Raw genomic sequence first — 23,981 nt, forward strand, 5'->3', positions numbered from 1 at the left:
TCAGGCGGGCTTCAGTCCCTTCAAATCCGTCAGCGAAAGCCGCGGCGCGTGATCGTCGCTCGGCGGGGGCTTGTTGTGTATGCGACCGGGTCGGAATAACTGGATCGTCAGCCACCCCATCTGGTTGGGCGCAAGGAAGTCCTTGGTCGCATTGTCGGCAATGTAGACGTGCTCTTCGGGAGAGTGGCCGCTGCGTTCCTGTATCTCGGCGAACGCGCGTGGATGCGGCTTGCCGAAATCCCCTTCCCACTGGCCCGTCAGGATGCAGTGATCGAACCTATCCTTCAGTCCGAGAACCTCAAGCTTCCTCGCCTGCATGTCAGCCGGCCCATCGCTGATCAGGCCGATCCGCCGCTCTGAAAACCTCTCGAGGAAACCGGCCACGTCGTCGCATAGCGCGATGTCGGGGTCATGCGTGCGATAGATGCGCACGAGCTCGGGCATATCGCGATCTTCCGGCGCAACGCCGCAATAATCGAGCGCCCTGTCGAAGATGTCGCCGCGATGGCCGATGGCGAGCAGTTCATAGCAGACAGTCGCAAAGCGCTCGCTATTCAGGAGGTGCGATAGCGAGCGCCCGACCGCAGCGTAACCGCTGCGAGCAAAATCGCGCTCAAGATAGAGCGTGTCGTCGAGATCGAGCACAACCGTCCGCGCAGTCAGCTCGATCAAACGAATACCGCCCCGTCATAGCGCAGCATTGTGGCGCCATCTTGCCAGACATTGCTGGCGCATTCCGAACGGCCATTTGCAAGCGCCAGGACGCTTTCGGCGAAACGTCCGCCCGCATGGTCCGCCAGGGGATACCCCCCACCGAAGCGGGCGTTGATTTCGAACACGCGCATGCCGAAACGCGCATCGTCGATCAGCTGGAAGCAGGAGACTCCCCTGAGCCCCGGCAGCGCCTCTACGATACTTTCGGCGATCTTCCCGATATCGGGGCATCTGGTGGTGCGCCCCTTTTCGACCTCGCCAGCCCGGACCGACAGGCGGACATGCGGGATGACGGAGGCAAGCCGTCCGTGGGCATCGATGTAGATATTGACCGTATATTCCTCGCCATCGAGCAGGTCCTGCAGGATCATCGGCTCGTCATAATGCGGCAGCAGTTCTTCGGGCGAAGCGATCTCTCCGATCCCCCTGCTCGCGCTACCACCCGATGGCTTGATGAAGGACGGCCAGCGCCAGGATGCCGGATCGGCGCGCACTTCGTCTGCCGTGGCGGTCTTCGGGACAGGCACGCCGGCTTGCGCCAGCCTCGCGGCCGTCAGTGCCTTATCGCGCACGATCTCGATCGTCTCGGGCGAACTGACATGGACCATGGTTCCGATCGCAGCGAAACGGTCCTTTGCCAACGCCAGCGGGTGCAGTTCCGGATCGATTGTCGGGACGAGGAGCCTGATCCCCTTCGCCTCGCAATATTCGATAAGGCGTTCGACATATCCATCGTCGGTGCAGCGCGGTACGGCGAAACGCGCATCGGCATCGCGGCAGGCTGCGCTCAGGTCCGGTTGCAAGTCGCAGGCATGCACTTCCAGCTCAAGACCGAGCTTTCCTGCCGCCGCGCGAAAGCAGCGGATGAGTTCGACCCTTCGCCCGGCCGAGGTGAAGAGAATGGGAAAGCCTTCAGCGCTCATCCTTCCGCCATCGCCTCCCGCCGCCGGGTCCCGGCCGGTGCGCCAACACCTTTGCGGCGGGCAAAATGGTCGAGCAACTCGTCCCATTGCGGAAAGATCTTCTCGGGCGCGAAGGCCCGGGCAGCTTCCTGAGCGGCTTCACCCAGCTGGCGACGTTGTTCGGGATCCTTGACCAGCCGCTCCATCGCGGCGGCCAGTTGCCCGACCTGCTCGGCCGGCACCAGCAAGCCGCTCGCCTGGTTGTGAAGCATCTCTTCCGGCCCAAAATCGCATTGCGTGGCGATCACCGGCAGGCCTGCCGCCATGGCCTCACCAAGGACGTTGGGAAAACCTTCGTAGCGGGAGGACAGGACGAAAAGCTCGGTTTCCGAGAGCCATGCACCGGGAACCTCGCTCGTCCCGCGCAAGGTTACGCTGGCTTGCAAACCACGCTCGACGATCAGGGCCTGGAGGTTCCCCTGTTCATCTCCGCTACCCCAGATATCGAGATGCCATTCCGGGTGGCGCGGTGCGATCCGGGCAAAGGCCTTTACGAGTAGGTCGAAGCCTTTCTGCCGATCGAGCCTGCCGACGCCGGCAATCCTTCGTGTTTCGCGCCCCGCCTCAAATACCGGGGGCGAAACGGGATTGTTGATCACCACCAGTCGATCCCTCAGGCCGACCGGGAAGCACCGCTTCACACCCCTGGTCTGGCACACGATCGCATCGGCACGACGGTAGGCGCGGCGAAGCAACCGGTTCCACAGGGGATGTGCGCCCTGTACCTCGGGATTGTTACGCTCGCAGGCGACCCAGCCGTGATCCAACCCTGCACCGGCAAGTCCGGCAATCAAATTGTTCTTCGTGAGGAATGACAGCAATACGTCGGGCCGTAGCTGCACGAGGGCCTTCCTGAGACGCCAGATCTTGCGCAGGACGGAGGTTACGCCGCCGCCATTGCAGTTCAGCCGAACAAGCTCCACGCCAGCGGGTATCGAGTGATAGATGGGGTCATCCGGCGCATCGAAACTGATGACGGTCACCCGGCGTCCGGCGCCATGCCAATGGTCGCACAGCTGGCCGATAACACGCTCGGCACCCCCTGCGCCAAGAGCAGTGATCAAGATTGCAATATGCTGCGCCACGCCTGAAGTCTTCGCTCTCCGCCGCTCGGGAACCCCTGAACTAGCACACATGATCGGGCGGTTGAGGTGGGCAAACGGTCTAACCCCTTATGCCCTGCCCCTCTTCGCCAACCTCCGGCAGACAGGCACTTTGCCGTCCTAAAGGGGTAGCCCGTCTTTGCGCTCGTCATGGCGGGCGCTTGGGACCATCCTGACAGGAGATGCATAGACCGGTCGAAACAGGGACGATGGCGATCCAGGAGCCAATCGAAGGTACAAGCAGCAGGCTGCGCCTCGCCGGTTTTGCCGTGCTTGGCCTTGTGCTGGCGGGTCTTGCAGGCCGCATCCTGTCCTACCCGCTCAACCGCGACGAGAACCTGTTCGTCACGGTCGCAGCCAATATCGGCAATGGCGATATCTATCGCGACCTGGGCTACAACCACCTGCCGAACCTGCCCTATCTTCTCGGGCTGGTTTACGAGATCGTCGGGACCTCGAACCCGCTCCTTTCCGCGCGCGTGCTGCTGGTCGGATTCTGGCTTCTCGCGATCGCATCGATCTGGAAGCTGTCGCGGCAACTGTCTTCCGGAACCACGGCATTTCTTGCCGCTTCGTTCGTCCTGCTCTGCAACACGATGCTGCTGACCGGTGCGGGCGCGCTGGCGACCAACAATTTCATCCCGGTCGCGCTCGTCTTTCCGGCATTCGCCTTGCTGGCCTCCGGGATCGAGCGGAAAAGTCTCTCGACCACCCGCCTGTTTCTCGCCGGACTGATCGCTTCGTTCGCCATCGGGTTCAAAGCGAATTACATTTTCATCGCTCCGTTTTTTGCGCTGGCGATCTTGATCGCGCCGAGTGTCCATTCCCTGAAGGACAAACTGGTCCGCGGCTTATTGCCCCTGGCAGCCGGGGGCATCATCGCAGGCCTGCCCACGCTCGCCCACATGCTGTCCGATCCCGAGGCATTCTTCGCGCATACCCTCAGTTATTTCATGGAATTGCACCCGGTCTACTGGGCCGATGCAGACCTGCCGAAAGCCGTGGGCATCAAGGACAAGATCCTGCTGGCCGAGCGTATGTGGCTGGGCAATACGAGCCTGCTTGCGCTTGTCATGGTCGGCACCATGGCAGCTCTCGCCACCGTCACGAAAGGCCTGCGCGCGTTGACCGACTGGAAAGTGCTCGTGGTAGCCGGAATGGCGCTGTGCGGTTTCGTGGTGTCCTTCGTCCCGACCCCCTCATTCGATCACTATTACGTCCCGCCGCTCCCCTTCCTTGTCTTGCTGATCCTCATCCTCGCCGGAAAAATCGCGGGCGAGCACCGCAGGGCCGTGACGATGCTCATGGCAATTGCAGCGGTTCTGAGCGTACTCAACGCCGCGCCCAGGCTGGCAGGCGGGCTCGCCAGCTTTGCCTCCACGGGGTCCTGGGACACGCTCCGGCTCGCTCGCGATGTCCAGGGTGCAGGAGCCAACGCAGGGCTGGACCAGGGCGAAAGGATCGCAACGCTATCACCCCTCCTCGCGCTGGAAGGCGGCTACTCGATCTATCCTGAGTTCGCGGCGGGCCAGTTCGTCTACCGTGTCGCGCCCTACATGACGGATAAGGATCGCAAGCTTTACCGCACCACCTCGCCCGCCGAATTGAACCGCTTCCTCGATGCGCAGCAGCCCAAGGCAATTCTGGTCAATCGGGATGAGGAAATGGAGGCCGATCTGGCCGAATATGCCCGCCTGCGCGGCTATCAGCCGGTCGGTGGCCCGGATTCCGGCAATTCCTTCGATCTCTACGTCGCCGGGCGCTGACCCTTTCGTATGGTGCTAGCCCCTTGGGAGGGGCGCTGGCTAAACCTGCCTAACCCCGATGCCCATTTCGGCAAAACCCGCGGTTTCCGTAGACTTCAACCACGGCGGGGGCCTTCAAACGGCTCCCGCCACCGTTGAAGGCGAAAGGAAACTGAGATGAAGGTGGTTCTACTGGCAGGGGGACTCGGATCCCGACTTGCGGAAGAAACCGTCCGTATTCCCAAGCCCATGGTCGAGGTCGCCGGTCGTCCCATCATGCTGCATGTGATGGATATCTACGACCACTTCGGCTTCAGCGATTTCATCATCGCCTGCGGATACAAGGCGATCTCGATCAAGAGTTTCTTCCAGGACCTGCACCTGATGACCAACGACTTCACGGTCGGCATCGGGAACGGCAAGATGGATCTCAAGCCCACGTCCAAGGTCGACTGGAAGGTTTCGGTCGTCGATACGGGCCTTTCGACCATGACCGGCGGACGCCTGCGGCGCCTGCGCGACTGGATCGGCGACGAACCCTTCATGGTCACCTACTCCGACGGGGTGGGCAATATCGACATCGGCAAGCTGGTCGAGTTCCACAAGTCGCACGGCAAGCTGGCTACGGTCACCGCCGTCCAGCCGCCCGCACGCTTCGGCAACCTCGAGCTCGACGGCGATCAGGTCTCTGAATTCACCGAGAAGGTGCGCAAGCATGAAACATGGATCAACGGCGGCTTCTTCGTCTTCGAGCCCGGCGTGCTCGATTACCTGACCGGTGACGACGAGCCGCTCGAGCAGGCCCCGCTGACCAAGATCGCCCGCGACGGCGAGCTGATGGCCTACAAGCACAAGGGCTTCTGGCACCCGATGGACACCGTCCGCGACCGCGATACGCTCAACAAATATGCCGCGAGCGACAATCCGCCCTGGCTCGATTTCGAAAACGGCAAGCCCGTCCTATCCACCGATTCCCAGGTGCAGCTGGTCAATGCCTGACATACCCCCCGTCCCGATGGAGGCGTTGGCCAGCTGCTTTTCCGGCAAACGCGTGCTCGTCACCGGGCACACGGGCTTCAAGGGATGCTGGCTGTCGCTGTGGCTCGCGCAGATGGGCGCTGAGGTCATCGGCGTTGCGCTTGAACCGCCGCCGGGCCCGTCCATGTTCGAAAGCGTCGGCCTTGCCGAACTGGTCGATCACCGGATCGGCGATGTCCGTTCTGGCGAAGACTTCGGGCGCGCGACACAAGGCGTCGATGCCGATCTCGTCCTGCATCTTGCCGCGCAATCGCTCGTGCGCCCGTCCTATGACGATCCGGTCGACACCTTTGCCACCAATGTGACGGGCACCGCCGTGGTCCTCGACCGTGCGCGCCGAATGCCGTCGCTCAAGGGTATCGTCGTCGTCACCAGCGACAAGTGCTACGAGAACCACGAGTGGGAATGGCCCTATCGCGAGAGCGACCAGTTGGGTGGCAGCGATCCCTACAGCGCGTCCAAGGGCTGCACCGAACTGGTCGCCAGCTCGTTTCGCCGCTCCTATTTCTCGCAAGCGGGCAGCCCGCACCTCGCGACGGTCAGGGCCGGCAATGTCATCGGTGGCGGCGATTGGGCCGTCGACCGGCTGATCCCGGATATCATTCGCGCCACTCTGGCAGGAACCGCAGTCACGATCCGCAATCCGGCAAGCGTGCGCCCGTGGCAGCACGTCCTCGAACCGCTCTCCGGTTACCTCGAGCTTGCGGCAAAGCTGCTCTCCGACGACGGCGCTCGTTTCGCCGAGGCCTGGAATTTCGGGCCGCCTCCTGCGGCGTTCCAGGAAGTCGAACCGATCGCGCGCAAGCTTCAGGCCGAGTGGGGTCCGGGTGCGGCACAGATCGCATTCGGCAAGCGCAGCGGTGAACCGCACGAAGCCCGCATGCTCACACTGGACAGCAGCAAGGCGATGCAACGTCTCGGCTGGGCCTCGCGCCTCTCCACCGACGAAGCGATCGCCATGATCGCCCAGTGGTACCGCGCCTATGCCGAGGGTGAAGTCGACATGCGCGCGCTCACCCTTACCCAGATTGACCGCTTTTGCGGCACGGAAACAACTATCAACCAGCCTGAAGGGAAACGCCCGGTATGCGCGTGAATTACGGACAAACCGTCCACGGCGAAGAGGAAATTGCAGCCGTTGTCGAAGTGCTGCGCACCTCAACACAGATGGGCCCCAAGGTGCGCGAAATGCAGGAGCGTGTCTCCAAGCTTTTCGCCAAGAAGCATGGCATCATGGTCAATTCCGGCTCCTCCGCCAATTACCTGGCGATGGAGCTGCTCGATTTGGAAGAGGGGAGCGAGGTCATCACGCCAGCTCTTACCTTTGCCACCACGGTGGCGCCGATCGTGCGGGGCAGGCTGGTCCCCGCCTTCGTCGACGCCGCCGTGGGAACTTACAATATCGACATCGACAAGATCGAAGAGATGATCGGCCCGAAGACCAGGGCGATGATGATCCCCTCGCTGATCGGCAACCTGCCCGACTGGGACCGTATCCGCGAGCTGGCAGATGCCCATGACCTGAAGGTCATCGAAGACAGCGCCGACACGCTCGGCGCCACCCTGCGCGGCACGAGCACCGGTACGCGCTCGGATATCAGCACCACCAGCTTCTATGGCTCGCATGTCATCAATGCGGCCGGGAACGGCGGAATGCTCTGCGTCACCGACGAAGAGCTTGCACGCAAGGCGCTGCTGCTGCGTTCCTGGGGACGGACATCGTCCCTGTACCAGGACAGCGAGAGCATCGAGAAGCGCTTCAACGTCGACGTGGACGGGATCAGCTATGATGCGAAATTCCTGTTCGACGAGCTCGGATACAACGTCGAGCCATCCGAAATGGGCGCGGCTTTCGGCCTCGTCCAGCTGGGCAAGCTGGAAGGCAATATCACTGCCCGGGAATACAATTTCGACCGCCAGATGAACTTTTTCCGCCAGTACGAGGAATGGTTCATCCTGCCGCGCCAGATGCCGGAATCGCGCACTGGCTGGCTGTCGTTCCCGCTTACCATCCGCCCCGAGGCACCCTTCGAGCGTCGCGAGCTCCAGATCTGGTTCGAGGAGCGGGACGTGCAAACACGCCCGGTCTTCACCGGCAATATCCTGCGCCAGCCGGCCATGCAGAACGTGGAATCACGCACATCTGCCGACGATTATGGGGTGTCGGATGCTGTCATGCGTGGAGGCATCCTGCTCGCCTGCCACCACGGCCTCAACGATGCGCAGATCGACTACATGCACGAGACATTCGAAGCGTTCGCGAAGTCTCGCCTTTCTTCACCAGTCAGCGAGGCCGCCCATGCTTGATCCCCAGTCCACAGACCGTCTTGCCAAGTCCACCATGGACACCTGCCGCGCTTGCGGAGCGAAGGATCCCTACCTGTTCTTGAGTTATGGCGAGCATTCGCCCGGACAGATGTTGATCCGTCCGGAGGACATGGACAAGGCACAGCCCGCCTTCCCCTTGAACGCCCATGCCTGTCTCGAATGCGGTCTCATCGCCGTGGCCGACCAGATCCCCGAAGGTTTCTTCTCGCACTATCTCTACGTGCCTTCAGGCGCGGCGACGATGCATTCGCATTTCGACAGTTTTGCCGATGTCATCGCACAGCGTGCCGACGGCGGGCTTGTGGTCGATATCGGCAGCAATGACGGACTGTTGCTGGCCGCCTGCAATTCGCGCGGCTGCAAGACACTGGGCTTCGACCCGGCAGAAAACATCGCCGAGATCGCGGCAGAGCGCGGTGTCGAAACGCATATCGCCTATTTCCACCCGCAATCCGCCACCGAGGTTCGCGATGCGCGCGGCAAGGCGAAGGTCATCACAACCACCAACACCTTCAACCACATCGGCGATCTCGACAATTTCATGGAGGCTGTCTGCATCCTGCTGGAGGACGATGGCACCTTCATCATCGAGGTACCCTGGGCCAAGGAGATGCTCGAGAAGGCTGAATTCGACAACATGTACCATGAGCACGTGTCCGAATTCAGCGTGCTCTCGATGGTCAAGCTCGCGGAGAAGTTCGATCTCGAAGTGAGCGATGTCACCTATCTCGACGGAATCCACGGCGGCTCGTTCCGCACATTCATGACCCGCAAGAGCGCTGGCTTTCCGATCGGTCCGAATGTCGCCGCCATGCTCGCCGACGAAGCAGCGGTCGGAATGCTCGACCAGGGAACCTACGACCGGCGCACCCAGGAATTCGACGAAATCGGACGCGAACTGCGCGAGATGATCGATGCGCTGAAGGCCGAGGGCAAGACCATCGCCGGATATGGCGCTTCGGCCCGGGGCAGCACCACCATCACCTATTACGGGATTGGTGCGGACGACCTGACCTTCCTTGCCGACAAGAACCCGCTCAAGCACGGCCTCTATTCCCCGAACACGCGCATTCCGATCAAGCCGGTCGAAGCGATCGAGGAAGAGAAGCCGGACGTCCTCTTCATGCTGGCGTGGAATTTCTTCGACGAGATCTATGCGCAGCAAGAGGCATTCCGCGAGCGTGGCGGCCAGTTCATAGTGCCGTATCCGAAACCCCGCCTGGTTTCCTGACTGCGAGGGAGGCAACCAGCATGGACGGGAAGAACTGCCTTGTGACAGGTGCCGCGGGCTTTATCGGCTCGCATCTTTGCCGTCGGCTGCTCGATGAAGGGGCGCAGGTTCATGCACTGGTCCGCCCGGGGACGGGTCTGGAGCGGATTGCGGGTTTCGCAGACAGGCTAGTCATCCACCGGGCCGACGTCGCGGATCGCGATGCGCTTTCTACTTGCCTCGCACAGGCAGAGCCGGACGTTGTCTATCACCTCGCAACCCCGACCAGGTTTGCCGGCAGCGACCCCGTCGCCAATGCTGCCGCATCGATGGAAACGATCGTCCAGACTTTGATCGCACTAGTGGCAGCTCTCGCCGATCTGCCCCGCCCGCCAGACAATTTCGTCCGGACGGGGACCATCGCGGAATATGGCAACGTGGCATTCCCCTATCGCGAAGAGCAGCGCGAAGCACCGGTGACGCCTTATGGCACGGCGATGCTTGCAGGCACGCATTACCTCGCGCTCCTGCAGGACGACCTCCCCTTCCCGAGCGTGACTGCGCGCCTCGCCCTGACCTATGGCGAGGGCCAGTCCCCGAATTTCTTCGTGCCTGCCCTATTCGAGGCTTGCCAGACGGGCCGCCCGATAAAGCTCAGACACCCCGATGACCGGCGCGACCTGATCCATGTCGACGATGTGATCGATGCCCTGCTAGTCATGGGGCAAGCCCCGCTTCCCGGTGCCCGCCACATCAATGTCAGCACGGGTCAGGCACCGACAATGAGGCAGGTTGCCTCGCGCATTCTCGAGGTCATGGGCTGCAATGCCGATCTGGTTGACGTCGAGGACAACTCACCTTCGCAAAAGCCAAGCGTCCTGCTTTCCGATGCGGCACTCGCGGGCCAGATCTACGGCTGGAGGTCGAGGATCGGTATCGACCGAGGTCTTGAGATGCTCGCCAACTCCTACCTCCAGGAGCACAAGCCATTGAGGCAGCACCATGCCTGAAACCGCGCGCACCCTCGTCTCCGTACTCGTCCCCGCCTTCAATGAAGAGGACAATGTCGAACGGGCCTACAAGGCCATCGTGAACACCTTCGAGCGCCTGCCCGATTACGATTACGAGATCATCTTCACCGACAATCACTCGACGGATCGCACCTTCGCGATCCTCGAGGGGCTGGCACGACAGGACCCCCGGTTGAAGGTCATCCGGTTCTCGCGCAATTTCGGGTACCAGCGCTCCCTGCTGTGCGGCTACAAGGCAGCGACAGGGGCATGTTCGATACAGCTCGATTGCGACCTGCAGGATCCACCTTCCCTCATCCCCGAAATGCTCAAGCTGTGGCGGATGGATCATCAGGTGGTCTACGGCATCCGCCGTTCGCTGCCCGACGGATTTGTCGTTCGTCAGCTTCGCCGCGGCTTCTACCGGCTCATTTCCAAGATTAGCGACGACGACCTGCCGATCAATGTGGGCGAATACCGTTTGTGCGACCGCCGCATCCTGGATGAGCTGCACAAGGTCGAGGACACGACCCCGTACCTGCGCGGACTGATAAGCTCGATGGGCTTCTCGCAGATCGGCATCGAGTACGACCGCGCCGACCGGGTTGCGGGGGAAAGCAAGTTTCCGTTCAGGTCGATGGTCTCGCTGGCAGTCGACGGCTTGCTCAACCATTCGCTGCTGCCGCTCCGGCTTGCGTCCTTTGCCGGCATAACCGTCGGCCTGATCAGCATGATCGTGTCCTTCGTCTATATTCTGGGAAGGGTGTTTTTCGGACAGGCATGGCCGGCCGGTTTTGCAACCACCACTATCCTCCTGCTGATGTCGATCTCGATCAACGCGATCTTCATGGGGATACTGGGCGAATATATCGGCCGGCTGTTCATCCAGTCGCGCACGGATGCCGACCCGATCATCGAGACGAGGCTCAATTTTCGCGAGCCGCCGCGTCCCCCTCACCTCCGCGAAATACGAAACGGCGGCTGAGCACGTAAAACACCGCAGCGTAGCAGCACACCGCAGCCAACTGGACCAGCGGGTTCTCGAAGAACCCCGCCATGCGTCCTGCCGTCACGACCGCAAGGTTCGCTCCATAGGAAATGGCTACTGCGACAACATAGCGTCCGATTTCGCCTGCCGAGACCCGACGCCGAACGCGGAAAGTCAGCTTGCGGTGGAGCAACCATGAGACCGGCATGCCCAGCGCAAAGCCGACCGCATTTGCGAGGTAATCGCCTGCGCCGAGGAACAGTCCCGCAAGGATGAAGCCATAGCCGACCAGCGTATTCAGTGCCCCAACGGCGATGAACCGCGCAATTTCGGCAAGATCGTACGGTACGGCGCGATCGGGTGTTCCGTCGTCCACCCCTAGCGTCCCACTGCGACATATTTCATGCCGAGCCGCTCCACTTCAGTGCGGTGGTAGATATTGCGCAGGTCGACCAACACGAGGTCACGCAGCTGGTCACGGATGCGCGACAGGTCGAGGGCGCGGAACTCGTCCCATTCGGTCACGATTACTATCGCATCAGCGTTCTCGGCCGCGTCGTAAGGCGAAGTGCAATAGTCAACATTGCTCAGGACCTGTCTGGCCTGATCCGTCCCCTGGGGATCGTAGGCTGACACGTTGGCCCCTGCATCCTGCAGCGCCTGGATGATCGCGATTGCAGGGCTATCGCGCGTATCATCGGTTTCCGGTTTGAAAGTGAGGCCGAGGATCGCAACCTTCTTCCCGCGCGCCATGTCGCCGATCGCATGGACGATGCGCCTTCCCATCGCGCGCTTGCGTTTGTCGTTCGAGGACACGACCGATTCCACGATCAGCTGGGGCACGTCATAGTCCTGCGCCGTCTTGAGCAGGGCGAGCGTATCCTTGGGGAAACAGCTTCCGCCATAGCCGGGACCGGCATTGAGGAATTTCGGCCCGATGCGCTTGTCCAGCCCGATGGCATGGGCAACATTCTGGACGTCCGCGCCTGTCTTCTCGCAAAGGTCGGCGATCTCGTTGATGAAGGCGATCTTGGTGGCGAGGAAGGCGTTGCTCGCATATTTCGCCAGCTCGGCAGACGCCCGGTTCATCTCCACGAGGGGCGACTTGTTGAGGAACAGGGGCCGGTAGACCTCCCGCATGACCTCCAGGGCGCGTGGATCGTCGCTTCCGATCACGATCCTGTCGGGCCGCTTGAAGTCCTCGATAGCAGCGCCTTCGCGCAGGAACTCGGGATTGGATACGACGGCGAAGTCGGCATCCGGATTCGCGTCCCGGATGATCTCTTCCACTCGCTCTCCGGTGCCGACGGGGACCGTCGATTTCGTGACAACGACCGTGAAGCCCTCGATCGCCTTGCCGATCTCCCGGGCAGCTGCCTCGACATAGGTCAGGTCGGCATGACCGTCTCCGCGTCTTGAAGGCGTCCCGACGGCAATGAAAACGACGTCGCTGCCGGCCACGGTGGAAGCAAGGTCGGTAGTGAAGGACAGCCGCCCGGCCGCCACGTTGCGTTCGATCAGGGCATCGAGTCCCGGTTCGAAAATGGGGACCTTCCCGGCGCGCAATGCGGCGGTTTTCGCCTCGTCATTATCGACACAGACAACGTCATGGCCGAAATCGGCAAAGCAAGCACCGGATACCAATCCGACATAGCCCGAACCTACAACTCCGATCCGCATTTCCCACTGCCTTTCCAGTCCTTGGTCAGCCAGATGATGCGAAAGCCGGGTCGGTCCTGCAATTGTCCTTAAGGCTAGGAAATATAGGGCAAATGGGCGGCGCGATGCGGAGACTGGGCCGACGAGAAAGGGCGCGGGAAACGGAACCAAATCCGCTTCCCGCGCCCTCTTGGATCGTGTGATCGGATCGACGCTTAAGCGTGCTGACCGACCGCCATTTCGGGTACCTCGCCCTGCTCTGCAGGAGCGGCCTCTGCGGCCACGGTGGCACACGCCGCGTTTGCATCGACACCGTTATTGACGGCCCAGATGGCTGCCTGGGTGCGGTTCTGGACCATCAGCTTGCGCAGGATCGCCTTCACGTGGACCTTCACGGTTGCCTCGCTGATATCGAGACGATGCGCGATGACCTTGTTGGGATAGCCCATGATCAGGCAGCGCAGCGTTTCGATTTCGCGTTCCGAAAGCAGCTTGACCAGGTCTGCGCCGCTCTTGCCGCTCGGTCCGGGCATGACACTACGGTCGGCCAGATGCTCAAGCAGTGCGCTCGGCAGGACCTTTTCACCAAGGGTGACCAGTCGCAGCGATTCCACAAGCGAACGACAGGCGATTTCCTTCACGATATAGCCGTCGACACCGGCGCGGAAGGAATCGACCATCACCTCGTATTCGAACTCGTCGGTCAACAGGACGAGACGCGAATTGGCATAGGCTTTGCGGAGGGCGTGGACTTCGGCCTTCACGTCCTGGGCAGCGCTCACATCGATGACGATCAGTTCGGATCCATCGACCGGCTCCAACTCGCCAGTGAGCATCGCTTCGCAGTTTTTGTAGGAATGACCGACTACGAATTCTTCTTCATCAAGAATTCGACGCAATCCCTCACGCATGATAGAATTGGCACAGACAAGCGCCACATTTACTTCAGATTTGTCCAACATATTCGAGTACTCCGACCAAGTAATTGGAAGTACGCGAACCCAGGGTAAGAATTTTATTTTTTGTAAGAAATCGACATCGCGATGCGGTTGGAATCCCGTCCTAATACCCAGCGATCTGTGATTTCGATACTTAAGATACGTGATTCCACGGGGACTACAAGCGCCAAAACGGCAGACACCCTCGTTTCGCCGGGCAGGAAACGTTCTCAAACTGTCGGCAACCCTTACACGTCCCTCGCCAGTTAACTGAAATGCAACGCAGTTTTTACCGGCAGCCATTGGCCAAAAGTGGTCAAACTTTTTTGCAATCTTTGGTCAAAAACGACATTCCGAGCTCGAAATAACGTTATCATTTCCAATATATTAGATCTTGCTCAAAAAAGATTCGTCGCTTTTGTTCGAATCGAACGGACCGAGTCGAATCATTGCCGACCTCTCCTTTCGAGAGGCGTTTGAAAAGACCGTTCTCGAACCACGTAAACCATGGATTGCAAGAAAATAGCACGGCCATTGCACGCATTACTTGGCCCGAACCCCCAGATACATAGGCCAGGACAGGCACCAGCCCGAAGAACATAGAATGGCGAAGCTTGGTCGCGCGCCTGCTGCCACCCGATCGACAAGCGAGCGATGTCGCCAGTCCGGACATTGCCTCAGGCGACGCAGAACAGCGGTGAATTTGTAATTCATTCGTAGTCCGAGGCGCCATTCGGGAGGGGCGACTTCCCAGCGCCAATAATTTTCTATAGGTTTCCAGCTAGGTCGCTTGGGGAGGCGAAAACTCGTGCGCGGAATATTTGTAGAAACGCTGGCCGATTCGTGCCGGGAATGACGGCTTGAGCGGCTCGCCCACACGGGTTGCCGTCATTGGCGGTGGCTGCGCTGCAATGGCGCTGGCATGGGAACTTTCTCGCCCCGAACACCGCGGGAAATATGAGGTCACCGTCTATCAGGAAGGCTGGCGACTGGGCGGCAAGGGTGCTTCGGGCCGCGGCGTTTCAGGCCGGATCGAAGAGCATGGCCTCCACATCTGGCTTGGCTTCTACGACAATTCCTTTCGCATGATGCGCGAGTGCCATGCCGAGCTAGAGGCCGCCGGCAAGGGTCACATCTACGGCGACTGGCGCGACGCCTGGACGCCTGAAAACGACATCGCCCTCCATTCTTCCGACGAGCACGGCGGCTTCACCAGCTGGAGCGTGCATATGCCCGCGCGCGCTGGCCTGCCCGGCGATCCGCTACCCCCCGATACTGGTTTCTCGCTCCCCCACTACATGGCGCGGGCCTTCGAATTGATGCAGGCCCTGGTGCTGGACACCAGGGTCGACGGCAAGACGCCCGTTACCGATTTCGAGCATCCCGCCTCCGGCGATATTTCGCACCGCCTCGCCCATCTTGCCCGGCTCGGCCGGTTTGCCGGGGCGGCGGCCCTGGCCGAAGGGCTCGGCGTTCTTGCCGCACTCCTGCGGTCGGTCACCCCGGCAAGGTCGGACGGGCTGCTCAAGGCGTCCGAAGGCATATTGTCGCAGCTGCGGCAATGGGTGGAGGACCAGTGGATCGCCGACGACCAGCACCGCTTCATGTGGGAAGTGGCCGATCTGACGGTGGCGACGATCACCGGCATGATCCGCTATGGCATCCTTACCGACGAGCGCGGCCTCGACGCGATCGACGATTACGAATGCCGCGAATGGATGCGCATCAACGGCGCTTCGATCCGGGCGCTGCAATCGCCCTTCCTGCGCGGCCTCTACGACCTGTCGATGGGCTATGAGAACGGGGACGAGAGCAAGCCTGCCCTATCCGCCGGTCAGGGCCTGCGTGGGACCTTGCGCACCTTCTTCGGCTATCGCGGCGCCTTCATGTGGCGGATGCGCGCCGGCATGGGCGATGTGGTCTTCGCCCCGCTCTACACCGCCATGCGCGACCGCGGGGTAAAGTTCGAATTCTTCCACCGCCTCACCAACACCGGCCTTTCGGAAAGCGGGGATCACGTCGACAGCCTCACCTTCGACGTACAGGCCGAGATCGAGCGCGATGGCGAATACCAGCCGCTGGTCGAAGTGGCGGGCAAGCCGTGCTGGCCGTCAAAGCCGGATTACGCACAGCTCAAGGACGGCAAGAAAATCGAGGCCGAGGGCTGGCATTTCGAATCCCACTGGGACCGTCGGCGCGCCGGCACCAAGACCCTTCGCGTTGCGGAAGATTTCGACTTCGTGGCGCTTACCGTCGGCGTCGGCGCAATCCCGCATGTCGCCTCCGAAATCGTCGCCCACGATCAGCGCTGGGCGGACATGTGCCTCCATGTGAAGACGGTCGCCTCGCAGGCCTTCCAGATCTGGATGGACAAGAGCCTCGAAGACCTCGGCTGGCCGGGGCCCGCCTATATCACCGGCGCCTTCGCCAAGCCCTTCGATACATGGTGCGACATGGCCCATGTCGTCCCGGAAGAGGCGTGGAAGACGCCGCCGGCAACCTCGGTCTATTTCTGCGCCGTCCTGCCCGATCCGGAGACGCCGCCGAGCGATGACGACACCGACTATCTTTCGCTGCGGACCGAAGAAGTGCGCGCAAACGCGGAAGGCTTCCTGAAAGGGCCGGTGCGCGAAGTGTGGCCCGGCGCCTATGACGAACACGGTCATTTCCGGTGGAACCTGCTGTCGGTTGCCGAGGAATATGGCGGCGACCGCAAGCTCAACGACGAAGGACGGTTCGCGACCCAGTACTGGCGCGCCAATGTCAACCCTTCCGACCGCTATGTGATCCATACGCCGGGCAGCTTCCGCTACCGCATTTCGCCGCTCGACCGCACCTACGACAATCTTACCATCGCCGGGGACTGGACCGACAGCGGGTTCCACTCCGGCTGCGTCGAGGGCGCGGTCATGTCGGGACTGCTGGCCGCCCACGCCCTTTCCGGTTCACCCAGGCTCGAGGACATTACCGCCTATGACCACCCGTGATCCTTCCGCGCGCAAGACAACCCCTAAGGCCGAGCGCACGCGGCCCATCCGCAGCGGAGCGGGCGTCCGCTCGCGCACTGCCTCCCACACCCCTGAAGGCGATCCGGTAGCCAGCATGGACGAGGCCGTCGCCCAAGCGGTGCAGAGCAGTATGGACGTGTTCGATGAAGCGGTGCGCAACACTCGAAGCAACATGGACCGGCTGCAAAAGGGCGATATGTCGATGAACGCCCTGCCCGGCGATCTCGCCTCGATCTCGCTCAAAGCCATCGAGGCCGTGCGCCAGCTCAGCACCTCGACACTGAACCTGTGCGAACAGATGGTCACGCAGATGAGCGTTGCATCGGCCCCGCCCGAACCCGGCGTGGTCGCCGCGCAGGTCCCGCCGTTCCGCAGCACCATGCCCAAGGGTGGCAGTCACGCCGAAGGCACGTATACCGCGCCGCGCAATGTCGGCGAGATAGAGTTCGAGACGCATTTCACCGGCCACGGCAAAGCGGTCAGCCATTCGAACCGCATGCTGAAACCCAAGCGCCCGACGCGCCCTGAAGAGATACGGCCAACCAGGCTCGAGCCGCACGGCACCAAGGCCGAACCGCTCCAATGCACCGCCTTTTCGGCTGCGCTGGGCGAGTGTCCTTCCATCAGCGTCCGCATACCCAAGGACCAGCCGCCCGGCTTCTATAACGGCCTCATCATGGCCGACGGGCAGGATGTGCCGCTGGGCGTTCTCACGATCGAAGTCCTCGGAGCCTCATGAACGCCGAAGCGCATCAGGGCTTCGACCGCCAGCACCGCGAGGCCGCGAGCCTGTTGCAGCGCTTCGGGCAAGAGACGCGCGTCTACCTGCAGCATTACCTCACTCCCGATACCGAGGCGCCGTATCTCGATACGCTCATGGCCGAATACCCCAAGCGCGGCGGCAAGATGCTGCGCCCGGGTATCTGCATCGCCAATGCGCTGATCTTCGGCGGCGAGCTGAAACAGGCGGCGCGCTGTGCTGCGGCAGTCGAATTACTCCACAATGCGCTGCTCATTCATGACGACGTACAGGACGAAAGCGAATTTCGTCGCGGCCTGCCCACACTGCACGCCCAGCACGGCGTGTCGCTGGCGATCAACGCCGGGGATGCCCTCCTCTTCACGGCTTTCCAGCCCCTTCTCGATGCCATCCGGCCGCTGGGCGCGGAGGTCGGTCAGCGCGTGCTGGAAGTCACCATCGCCATGGCCCGGCAGACTGCCGAGGGCCAGGCGCTTGAACTCGGCTGGCGCGACTGCAACGTGCTGGACCTGACCGAAGCCGATTACCTGCGCATGGCGCTGAAGAAAACGGCATGGATGGGCATGATCTGGCCCGCCCAGCTCGGCGTGCTGATGGGCGGACGTGGCCGGATCGACCCGGCGCGGGTCATGCGCTTCGGGCATTTCCTCGGTCTCGCCTTCCAGATCGAGGACGATCTGCGCAATCTCACCGACAATCCCGGCTACGGCAAGGAGCGCAACGGGGACCTTTACGAGGGCAAGCGCACGCTGATGCTGATCCATGTCCACGGAGCCTGTTCGGCGGTCGAAAGGACGCGGCTCGAACGCCTGCTCGGCCTGCCGCGCGCCGAACGCGCGACGGAAGAGATCGACTGGCTTGCCGCCCTCATGGAAGAGCGCGGTTCCATCCGCCACGCGCGGCAAGTCGCCGATGCGATGGCGGGTGTGGCCATGATGGAATTCCGTACTGCCTATGACGGCCTGCCGCCAAGCGTGGAACTCGACTTCCTTGAAATGCTGCCCAGCTGGGTGTTCGACCGGCCATGAGCGGACACCTCCTTCTTTATGGCGCCAACGGCGTCACCGGCCTCGAAGTGGCTCACCACCTCGCCGGGAAGGTCGACCTGAAGCTTGCCGGGCGCAATCCCGAGGCGATCCGTGCGATTGCCGAGGAGCTGGGCGTCCCCTGGGTTGCCTTCGGCCTCGACGATACCAAGGCGACCGCGCAGCATGTTGGCGAGGCCGGGGCCGTGCTCAACGCAGCAGGTCCTTTCAACGAGACCGCCGGCCACCTCGTGCGCGCCTGCACGGCGAACGGAACGCATTATCTCGACCTTGGCGGCGAATGGCCCGTATTCAAGCAGCTGAAAACGCACGACCGGGAGGCGTTCGATGCCAATGTCATGATCCTCCCCGGGATCGGCCTGACTGTCGCGGCGACCGACTGCTTGATGAAACGAGCGGTGGAGCTGTGGCCCGATACGGATCGGATGTGCCTCGGCATCTCACGCGCGCAGGTGATTTCGCGCGGAAGCGTCTCGACGGCCGCCCGGCTGCTCGATGCCGACGCAATGATATGCCGCGACAAAAAGCTGGAACGCGTGCCTGCCGGCAGTCTGAAGCGTCCGTTCGACTTCGGCAGCGGCCTTAGCGATTGCGTCGCGATGAGCTGGGCGGATGTCGTCACCGGCCCGGTATCCACCGACGTCGCCAATATCGAGGTCTACACCGAGATGAGGTGGCACGAGCGCGCCGCCTACCGCATGTCGGGCATCGGCATGCGCGTGACGGGCGAACGGCAGGCGCGCGAGTTTGCCGACCAGCTTTCGATGGCCTGGCCGCGCTCGCCTTCGCCGGAAGCGCGCGAACGGGCGCGCTTTGCCATGGTGGTCGAAGCGCTCGACAAATGGCGGCGCGTGCGGCGGCTGAAGTTGCATACGCTCGACGGGTACACCTCAAGCGTGCTCTGTGCAGGCGAGGTGGTCCGGCGTGTCCTCGGCGGCGAGGCTCCCGCCGGTTTCCAGACGCCTGCCAGCGCTTTCGGGGCACAACTGGTGGTCGACGCCGGCGCCGGAGTTTTCGAAAGCCTCACCCCGGCAGAGACGGCGCCATGATCGGCGGCGAAACCTTCGTGCCCTACGTCCAGTCGGCGATCAGCCAGGATGTGCCGCCCCCTTATCACTTCCCGAATGTGCGGGTGAACACCTTCATCTGGGCGGCAGACATGGCCAAGGTGCAGGCCTATTGCGATACCTATCTCAACCTCGGCACCGCATCCGAGCGCGGCTTTCACTACCGCCCGCTCGCCGCCTGGCCTTACGCCACGCTGATGTTCCTCGACTATCCCGAGATGATCAGCTCGGCGCGCGATGTCTTCGATTTCGGCGAGACGCCCTATCCCGACCGGGGGATCACCAGCCAACGCGAAGCATTCGTCGCCATCCCCGTGGTGCGATACGGGACCAACCCGTTGACGGCGATAACCCGCGCGGCGGTGGAATGGATCGTCCCCGTTATCGTGGTGAGCGAGCCGTGGTCGAGCGTGTGCGGGCGCGAGATGCTCGGCCTCGGCAAGCTGCTGGCCGAGATCGACTTTGGCGAGAACCAGGAGCCCGACAGTTTCTTTGGCAAGGTCCGCCTGCCCAGTTGGAAGGACGGGGCTCCGCACGAGGTGCAGGCATATCGCGATTTCGTCACCGTCACCACCGGAGCACCGATGCCGACCGCCACGCCGCAGGGAGACGAGCAATCGCTCTTTTCCCTGCTCGACACGCCGCAGGCCTCCGCGCTCATCGCGACCATGTCGAAGCTGTCCAACTTCATGAATTTCGTATCTCTCGGGACTATCCCGACCGTGATGCGTACCGTCGGATTGAAGCAGTATCGCGATGCGAAACATCCCGACAAGGCCGTCTACCAGGCGCTGGTGACGTGCCGGTCCTACTTCTCAAACCTGCGCTCGATCGAGTTCTACAACGAGCAGGATGTCGACATCAGCTTCAACAGCGAAGGCAGTTTCCGCCAGATCATCTCGACGCTGATATCCAGCCCCAAGGTCGGCCTCGGCGCCACGATGAGCACCCATCCTGTCGCAGCCTTCCGCTTTTGCGCCGATATCGATTACGACCAGATGCGTGTAATCCACGAGTTTCCGATCGACGGGATCGACGGAATCCAGCCGCGCGCTGCTCGCAGCGACCTGACTGCTCCCCTGTTCCGGCCGATGAAGGGACTGCTCGAGGGTCTTTTCAAACGATGACCGATTTCGTCCCCTCCTTTTCCGACCAGTCGCTCATCCCGCCCTGGCGTACCTTGCGCAGCAAGCATTGGGCCTTTGTCCTCAAGGTGTCGCGCAGCTGCATGCAAGGCTATCTCGACACCCATCTCAATGCGCCGGGACCCGACCTACCTCCTTACCGCTACGAGGCTCTGGAGGAACCGACGCACGGCATATTGATGGTGACCGATCATCCCGAATTCTCTTGTGCAGGCGGGCGCCGCGAAGGGTGGGACACGGTCGCCTTCCGGGAGGTCTTCTGGCAGTTTCCCGCCCATCGCTATGCAGTCGATGGGCACAACCTTGCATCGACGGAGCCGGACCTCGTCTGGATCCAGCCCTTTTACCTCGTCGACAATTCGACCGTCATGTTCGCCAGCCGCGAAATATGGGGGAGCGAGAAGCAGATGGCTGACATCGGTTTCCACACGGGTGACAAGACCGACGACCTGCACCTCGACGTGGCTATACAGGGCTTTACCAAGTTCAAGCCTCGCTCGCGCTCGCATTCGATCGGAGTGTTACGCATCAATCTCGCTCCCGGGACCGAGGATGTCGATTATGATTCCATGATCGCTCATGCCGAAGCTCACACCGAGGCGCAGGACCTGCTCGACACATGGGGCAGGTCGATCCCCGGCATTGGCCACGACCGCAACAAACCTGCCGACGGTGTGCATATCGATACGCTCAAGCAGTTCCGCGACGCGTTCGACATGCGGGTGGCCGCCTATCGCGCCATTATCGCTTCGCGCGCAACTCATGAAAACGTGAAGGACTTGCGCTATTTCCGGGGCTCGGATGTCAAGCTGGCCTTCGCCTGGTCGGAAACGATGGGCGAGCAATTGAAGACACTCTTCGATATCGACGAGCCTGCCGCTGGAAAGGAAGACTTCGCGTTCTCCGACGCTACGCCGTCCGAACTGGCAACCGACTGGCATCTTCCGATCATCAGCAAGGACGTGGTTTTCGCCCTCACCTTCCAATCGGACGCCGAATTCGAAGTGCTGGAAACGCTCCACACCTATGGAGCGGGCGTCTTCTCTCCCTGAGCCGCTTTCAGCGAAGCCTCGACCTCGCTGCGGAAATCATATTCCACCCAGTCCTCGCAATCGGGCCATTTGTCGGTGCTTTTCCAGTAATCGGAAAAGCCCAGCCTCGTGCACAGATGTACGAAGCGCGGCAATTGCAGCACCTTGCTCCATGGCCCCATGATGGTGCCGGGGAAATAGGCGCTCGGCCGCGCACCGTCGGGGTTGAAGACGAAATCGTACGACGCCCGCTCGGCCATATCGAGCGCTTCGTCGGCCAGTCCGAATTCCCCGATCGACACCACCAGGTTGAGCTGCAGATGGCCGGTCTTGTCGAGATATTCGCGATAACGCGTCATCCGCCGATCGATAAGCTCCGGGTCTTTCGTGCGCACCGCCTGCGCAAAGGCGAGCGCGGCGCGCATGTCGCGGCTCTGCCATTCGTTGAGCTGGCTGACATCCGGCACTGCCCTGTCGAAGGCGTCCCAATAGCCGAGCGTACCCGCCGTATTAACCAGCGAGATCAGGATGCCGGGATTTTCCGGCCATTGCTTGTGAAGCTGCTCGTGCATCGCCACGCAAATGTCGATATCGCCGACATAGGCGCGCATCTGCGCCACGTTGAGCCGTGCGGATGGCATCAGCGGATTGAGCTCGCAGGCCCGCTCGGCATACCGCAGCGCATCGCGGAACCGGCCCACGCTCCAGCAGAAGGTGCTCATGTCGGTCAGCGCGGCCGTATCGCGCGGGGAGACTTCCAGCGCCTTCAGCAGCAGCGCCTCGCGCTCGGCATAAGCGCCCCAGGGTTCGAGCATGGCGAGCGCGACATAGGCGCCGCCGCTCTTCGGATCGAGCCGCAGCGCAGTCTTCGCCGCCTCAATGACCCCGTCGCGCCCAATGTGATAGGCCTTGTCGTAGCGCCCCGAGCGCAGCGTCCAGGCGCGGCATTCGGCGAGGCTTTCCCACGCCGGCGCGAAACTGGGCGCAGTCTCCACCACCCGTTCTAGCAGGGGGATGGCCTCGCGATAGGCATCGTCGAACAGCGGATCGCCTTCGGCCATGATGCCGCGGGCACGCATGTAGGCTTCGTAAGAGGCGGGATCGAGTGCCTCTTCCTTGCGCGCCGGCGTAAGCGCAACCTTCAGCGCTTCGGCCACCTTTTCCGCGATCCGTTCCTGCAGATCGAAGACGTCGTCCAGATCCCCGTCGAAGCCGTCGACCCAGACGGCGCTGCGCGTAGTGCATTCGACCAGTTCGGCGCTGATACGCACGCGGTTTCGCGACCGGCGCACCGATCCATCGAGGAGGTGGGTCGCGCCCAGCGCCGTGGCGACGCGCGCAGTGTCCTTATCCGCGCCCCGAAACTGGAAGCTCGATGCCCGCGCGACGACCTTGAGGCTGCTCCCGCTCGCCACTGTCCGCTGGATTTCCTCCGAAATCCCGTCGCAGAAGAAGTCGAGCTCGGCATCCGCGCTGAAATTGTCGAACGGCATGACGGCGAGCAGGGGATCGCGTGATGTCGGACTTCCTGAATCCTGGCCGCTACCCTGCAAGGCATCCGCGCAGGTACCCGCCAACTCCTCGACCGATGCGACGATCTTGCGCCAGGGGGCCGCAGTAATGTCGCCCGACCAGCCGGTTCCCTGTTCGCAATGCACGCGGTTGAATGGAAAGGGCGGGATGGTCCCGTCGAGGCTGAATTGTACGAGCTTGCCCTGCTCATGCGCGAGGTCCGCTTCCGCGAGCACCCAGCGCGAGCGGCGCGCGTCGTCCGACCACACGACGAGCACGGCGTCGACCTCGCGCAGTTTTTCCTCGATGACGACCGAAAACTCGCGATGCGCGGGCAAGGCATCGTCGATCCAGACCTCATACCCCTCGTCTCGCAGGCCGCGCGCGGCCGCCTGCGCCTGCTCGGCGGTGGACCGCGCATAAGAGATAAATATCTGAGCCAAAAAAGCCTCTCCGGCAAAGGGCGAAGGGCCTTGCTATACGGAGGACGGGTAACACGCAATGCAACAGGTTCGCGCAGCCGTGGGTGCCGGCTCAGGCGCGAAGCGCGGCGATCATGGTTGCATGCCTGCTAACGCACGAGGGACTCGCCCCCCGACACGCGCAGAGTGGTCGCGTTCTATCGATTGTTCGGGAGGGCTCCAGACACGATGCAGTCCAATGGCACTTGGCCAGCTTTTGACTTTACTAGGTTTGTCTCTACTATCGCCGCTACTG

The 23,981-nt window shown here is 62.1% G+C and carries 20 protein-coding genes; 13 read left to right on the forward strand and 7 right to left on the reverse strand.

Annotated features, from left to right (window positions below; all coding sequences use genetic code 11):
* Genes K3136_RS03135 through K3136_RS03145 form a run of 3 tightly spaced genes read right to left on the reverse strand, consistent with a single transcriptional unit; the run spans position 1 to position 2,740 of the window.
* Positions 1-672 (reverse strand): HAD family hydrolase, encoded by a 672-nt coding sequence (locus tag K3136_RS03135; protein WP_221431464.1) that lies wholly within the window; start codon positions 670-672, stop codon positions 1-3.
* Positions 669-1,637 carry an ATP-grasp domain-containing protein gene (locus K3136_RS03140; protein WP_221431465.1) on the reverse strand — a complete coding sequence of 323 codons (969 nt, stop codon included), beginning with the start codon at positions 1,635-1,637 and terminating at the stop codon, positions 669-671. Before K3136_RS03140 ends, K3136_RS03135 begins: the two co-directional genes overlap by 4 nt.
* Positions 1,634-2,740, reverse strand: coding sequence for a glycosyltransferase family 4 protein (locus tag K3136_RS03145; protein ID WP_221431466.1), 1,107 nt, complete (start codon positions 2,738-2,740; stop codon positions 1,634-1,636). Before K3136_RS03145 ends, K3136_RS03140 begins: the two co-directional genes overlap by 4 nt.
* Before the next feature lie 221 nt (positions 2,741-2,961).
* On the opposite strand from K3136_RS03145, the gene K3136_RS03150 reads away from it, so the two are divergent.
* From K3136_RS03150 to K3136_RS03180, 7 genes are all read left to right on the forward strand, one after another.
* Positions 2,962-4,545, forward strand: coding sequence for a glycosyltransferase family protein (locus tag K3136_RS03150; protein WP_221431467.1), 1,584 nt, complete (start codon positions 2,962-2,964; stop codon positions 4,543-4,545).
* A gap of 156 nt (positions 4,546-4,701) precedes the next feature.
* Positions 4,702-5,523 (forward strand): glucose-1-phosphate cytidylyltransferase, encoded by an 822-nt coding sequence (gene rfbF, locus K3136_RS03155; protein ID WP_221431468.1) that lies wholly within the window; start codon positions 4,702-4,704, stop codon positions 5,521-5,523.
* Entirely contained in the window at positions 5,516-6,658 is a 1,143-nt protein-coding gene (gene rfbG / locus K3136_RS03160) for a CDP-glucose 4,6-dehydratase (RefSeq protein WP_221431469.1), read from the forward strand. The genes rfbF and rfbG overlap by 8 nt, the downstream gene beginning before the upstream one ends.
* Complete coding sequence (locus K3136_RS03165; RefSeq protein WP_221431470.1) at positions 6,649-7,869, forward strand: DegT/DnrJ/EryC1/StrS family aminotransferase; 1,221 nt, start codon at positions 6,649-6,651, stop codon at positions 7,867-7,869. Before rfbG ends, K3136_RS03165 begins: the two co-directional genes overlap by 10 nt.
* Positions 7,862-9,121: a class I SAM-dependent methyltransferase gene (locus K3136_RS03170; protein WP_247711416.1), complete on the forward strand. Its 1,260-nt coding sequence runs from the start codon at positions 7,862-7,864 to the stop codon at positions 9,119-9,121. Before K3136_RS03165 ends, K3136_RS03170 begins: the two co-directional genes overlap by 8 nt.
* Positions 9,122-9,141: 20 nt before the next feature.
* Positions 9,142-10,110 (forward strand): NAD-dependent epimerase/dehydratase family protein, encoded by a 969-nt coding sequence (locus tag K3136_RS03175; protein ID WP_221431471.1) that lies wholly within the window; start codon positions 9,142-9,144, stop codon positions 10,108-10,110.
* Positions 10,103-11,095 carry a glycosyltransferase family 2 protein gene (locus tag K3136_RS03180; protein WP_221431472.1) on the forward strand — a complete coding sequence of 331 codons (993 nt, stop codon included), beginning with the start codon at positions 10,103-10,105 and terminating at the stop codon, positions 11,093-11,095. The genes K3136_RS03175 and K3136_RS03180 overlap by 8 nt, the downstream gene beginning before the upstream one ends.
* On the opposite strand, the gene K3136_RS03185 is transcribed toward K3136_RS03180, so the two are convergent.
* The 3 genes from K3136_RS03185 to K3136_RS03195 all read right to left on the reverse strand — a co-directional run bounded on the left by K3136_RS03185 (position 11,037) and on the right by K3136_RS03195 (position 13,593).
* Positions 11,037-11,474 carry a GtrA family protein gene (locus K3136_RS03185; protein WP_221431473.1) on the reverse strand — a complete coding sequence of 146 codons (438 nt, stop codon included), beginning with the start codon at positions 11,472-11,474 and terminating at the stop codon, positions 11,037-11,039. The genes K3136_RS03180 and K3136_RS03185 overlap by 59 nt on opposite strands.
* Positions 11,475-11,476: 2 nt before the next feature.
* Positions 11,477-12,778 (reverse strand): UDP-glucose dehydrogenase family protein, encoded by a 1,302-nt coding sequence (locus K3136_RS03190; protein ID WP_221431474.1) that lies wholly within the window; start codon positions 12,776-12,778, stop codon positions 11,477-11,479.
* A gap of 194 nt (positions 12,779-12,972) precedes the next feature.
* Complete coding sequence (locus K3136_RS03195; protein ID WP_221431475.1) at positions 12,973-13,593, reverse strand: LuxR C-terminal-related transcriptional regulator; 621 nt, start codon at positions 13,591-13,593, stop codon at positions 12,973-12,975.
* 962 nt (positions 13,594-14,555) lie between these two features.
* Between K3136_RS03195 and K3136_RS03200 the strand changes: the two genes are divergently transcribed.
* Genes K3136_RS03200 through K3136_RS03225 form a run of 6 tightly spaced genes read left to right on the forward strand, consistent with a single transcriptional unit; the run spans position 14,556 to position 21,773 of the window.
* Entirely contained in the window at positions 14,556-16,682 is a 2,127-nt protein-coding gene (locus K3136_RS03200) for an FAD-dependent oxidoreductase (RefSeq protein ID WP_247711417.1), read from the forward strand.
* The gene (locus K3136_RS03205; RefSeq protein WP_221431476.1) at positions 16,669-17,442 is read left to right on the forward strand and encodes a hypothetical protein; all 774 of its coding nucleotides are present in this window, start codon (positions 16,669-16,671) and stop codon (positions 17,440-17,442) included. Before K3136_RS03200 ends, K3136_RS03205 begins: the two co-directional genes overlap by 14 nt.
* The gene (locus K3136_RS03210; RefSeq protein ID WP_221431477.1) at positions 17,439-18,491 is read left to right on the forward strand and encodes a polyprenyl synthetase family protein; all 1,053 of its coding nucleotides are present in this window, start codon (positions 17,439-17,441) and stop codon (positions 18,489-18,491) included. Before K3136_RS03205 ends, K3136_RS03210 begins: the two co-directional genes overlap by 4 nt.
* Complete coding sequence (locus tag K3136_RS03215) at positions 18,488-19,558, forward strand: saccharopine dehydrogenase family protein (protein ID WP_221431478.1); 1,071 nt, start codon at positions 18,488-18,490, stop codon at positions 19,556-19,558. Before K3136_RS03210 ends, K3136_RS03215 begins: the two co-directional genes overlap by 4 nt.
* Positions 19,555-20,703: an acetoacetate decarboxylase family protein gene (locus K3136_RS03220; RefSeq protein WP_221431479.1), complete on the forward strand. Its 1,149-nt coding sequence runs from the start codon at positions 19,555-19,557 to the stop codon at positions 20,701-20,703. Before K3136_RS03215 ends, K3136_RS03220 begins: the two co-directional genes overlap by 4 nt.
* Positions 20,700-21,773 carry a hypothetical protein gene (locus K3136_RS03225; protein WP_221431480.1) on the forward strand — a complete coding sequence of 358 codons (1,074 nt, stop codon included), beginning with the start codon at positions 20,700-20,702 and terminating at the stop codon, positions 21,771-21,773. The genes K3136_RS03220 and K3136_RS03225 overlap by 4 nt, the downstream gene beginning before the upstream one ends.
* Here the strand turns inward: K3136_RS03225 and K3136_RS03230 are convergent.
* A complete protein-coding gene (locus K3136_RS03230; RefSeq protein ID WP_221431481.1) occupies positions 21,746-23,707 on the reverse strand; it encodes a TIR domain-containing protein in 1,962 nt (653 codons plus the stop codon). The genes K3136_RS03225 and K3136_RS03230 overlap by 28 nt on opposite strands.
* Between the last annotated feature and the right edge of the window lie 274 nt (positions 23,708-23,981).

Source organism: Qipengyuania gelatinilytica (assembly GCF_019711315.1).
GTDB lineage: Bacteria > Pseudomonadota > Alphaproteobacteria > Sphingomonadales > Sphingomonadaceae > Qipengyuania > Qipengyuania gelatinilytica.

Bases quoted from the DNA above. Each gene is read 5' to 3' on its own strand.
- K3136_RS03140 (WP_221431465.1), bottom strand. From the start codon at position 1,637: ATGAGCGCTGAAGGCTTTCCCATTCTCTTCACCTCGGCCGGGCGAAGG.
- K3136_RS03150 (WP_221431467.1), top strand. From the start codon at position 2,962: ATGCATAGACCGGTCGAAACAGGGACGATGGCGATCCAGGAGCCAATC.
- rfbF (WP_221431468.1), top strand. From the start codon at position 4,702: ATGAAGGTGGTTCTACTGGCAGGGGGACTCGGATCCCGACTTGCGGAA.
- rfbG (WP_221431469.1), top strand. From the start codon at position 5,516: ATGCCTGACATACCCCCCGTCCCGATGGAGGCGTTGGCCAGCTGCTTT.
- K3136_RS03165 (WP_221431470.1), top strand. From the start codon at position 6,649: ATGCGCGTGAATTACGGACAAACCGTCCACGGCGAAGAGGAAATTGCA.
- K3136_RS03170 (WP_247711416.1), top strand. From the start codon at position 7,862: ATGCTTGATCCCCAGTCCACAGACCGTCTTGCCAAGTCCACCATGGAC.
- K3136_RS03175 (WP_221431471.1), top strand. From the start codon at position 9,142: ATGGACGGGAAGAACTGCCTTGTGACAGGTGCCGCGGGCTTTATCGGC.
- K3136_RS03180 (WP_221431472.1), top strand. From the start codon at position 10,103: ATGCCTGAAACCGCGCGCACCCTCGTCTCCGTACTCGTCCCCGCCTTC.
- K3136_RS03190 (WP_221431474.1), bottom strand. From the start codon at position 12,778: ATGCGGATCGGAGTTGTAGGTTCGGGCTATGTCGGATTGGTATCCGGT.
- K3136_RS03195 (WP_221431475.1), bottom strand. From the start codon at position 13,593: ATGCTCACTGGCGAGTTGGAGCCGGTCGATGGATCCGAACTGATCGTC.
- K3136_RS03205 (WP_221431476.1), top strand. From the start codon at position 16,669: ATGACCACCCGTGATCCTTCCGCGCGCAAGACAACCCCTAAGGCCGAG.
- K3136_RS03210 (WP_221431477.1), top strand. From the start codon at position 17,439: ATGAACGCCGAAGCGCATCAGGGCTTCGACCGCCAGCACCGCGAGGCC.
- K3136_RS03215 (WP_221431478.1), top strand. From the start codon at position 18,488: ATGAGCGGACACCTCCTTCTTTATGGCGCCAACGGCGTCACCGGCCTC.
- K3136_RS03220 (WP_221431479.1), top strand. From the start codon at position 19,555: ATGATCGGCGGCGAAACCTTCGTGCCCTACGTCCAGTCGGCGATCAGC.
- K3136_RS03225 (WP_221431480.1), top strand. From the start codon at position 20,700: ATGACCGATTTCGTCCCCTCCTTTTCCGACCAGTCGCTCATCCCGCCC.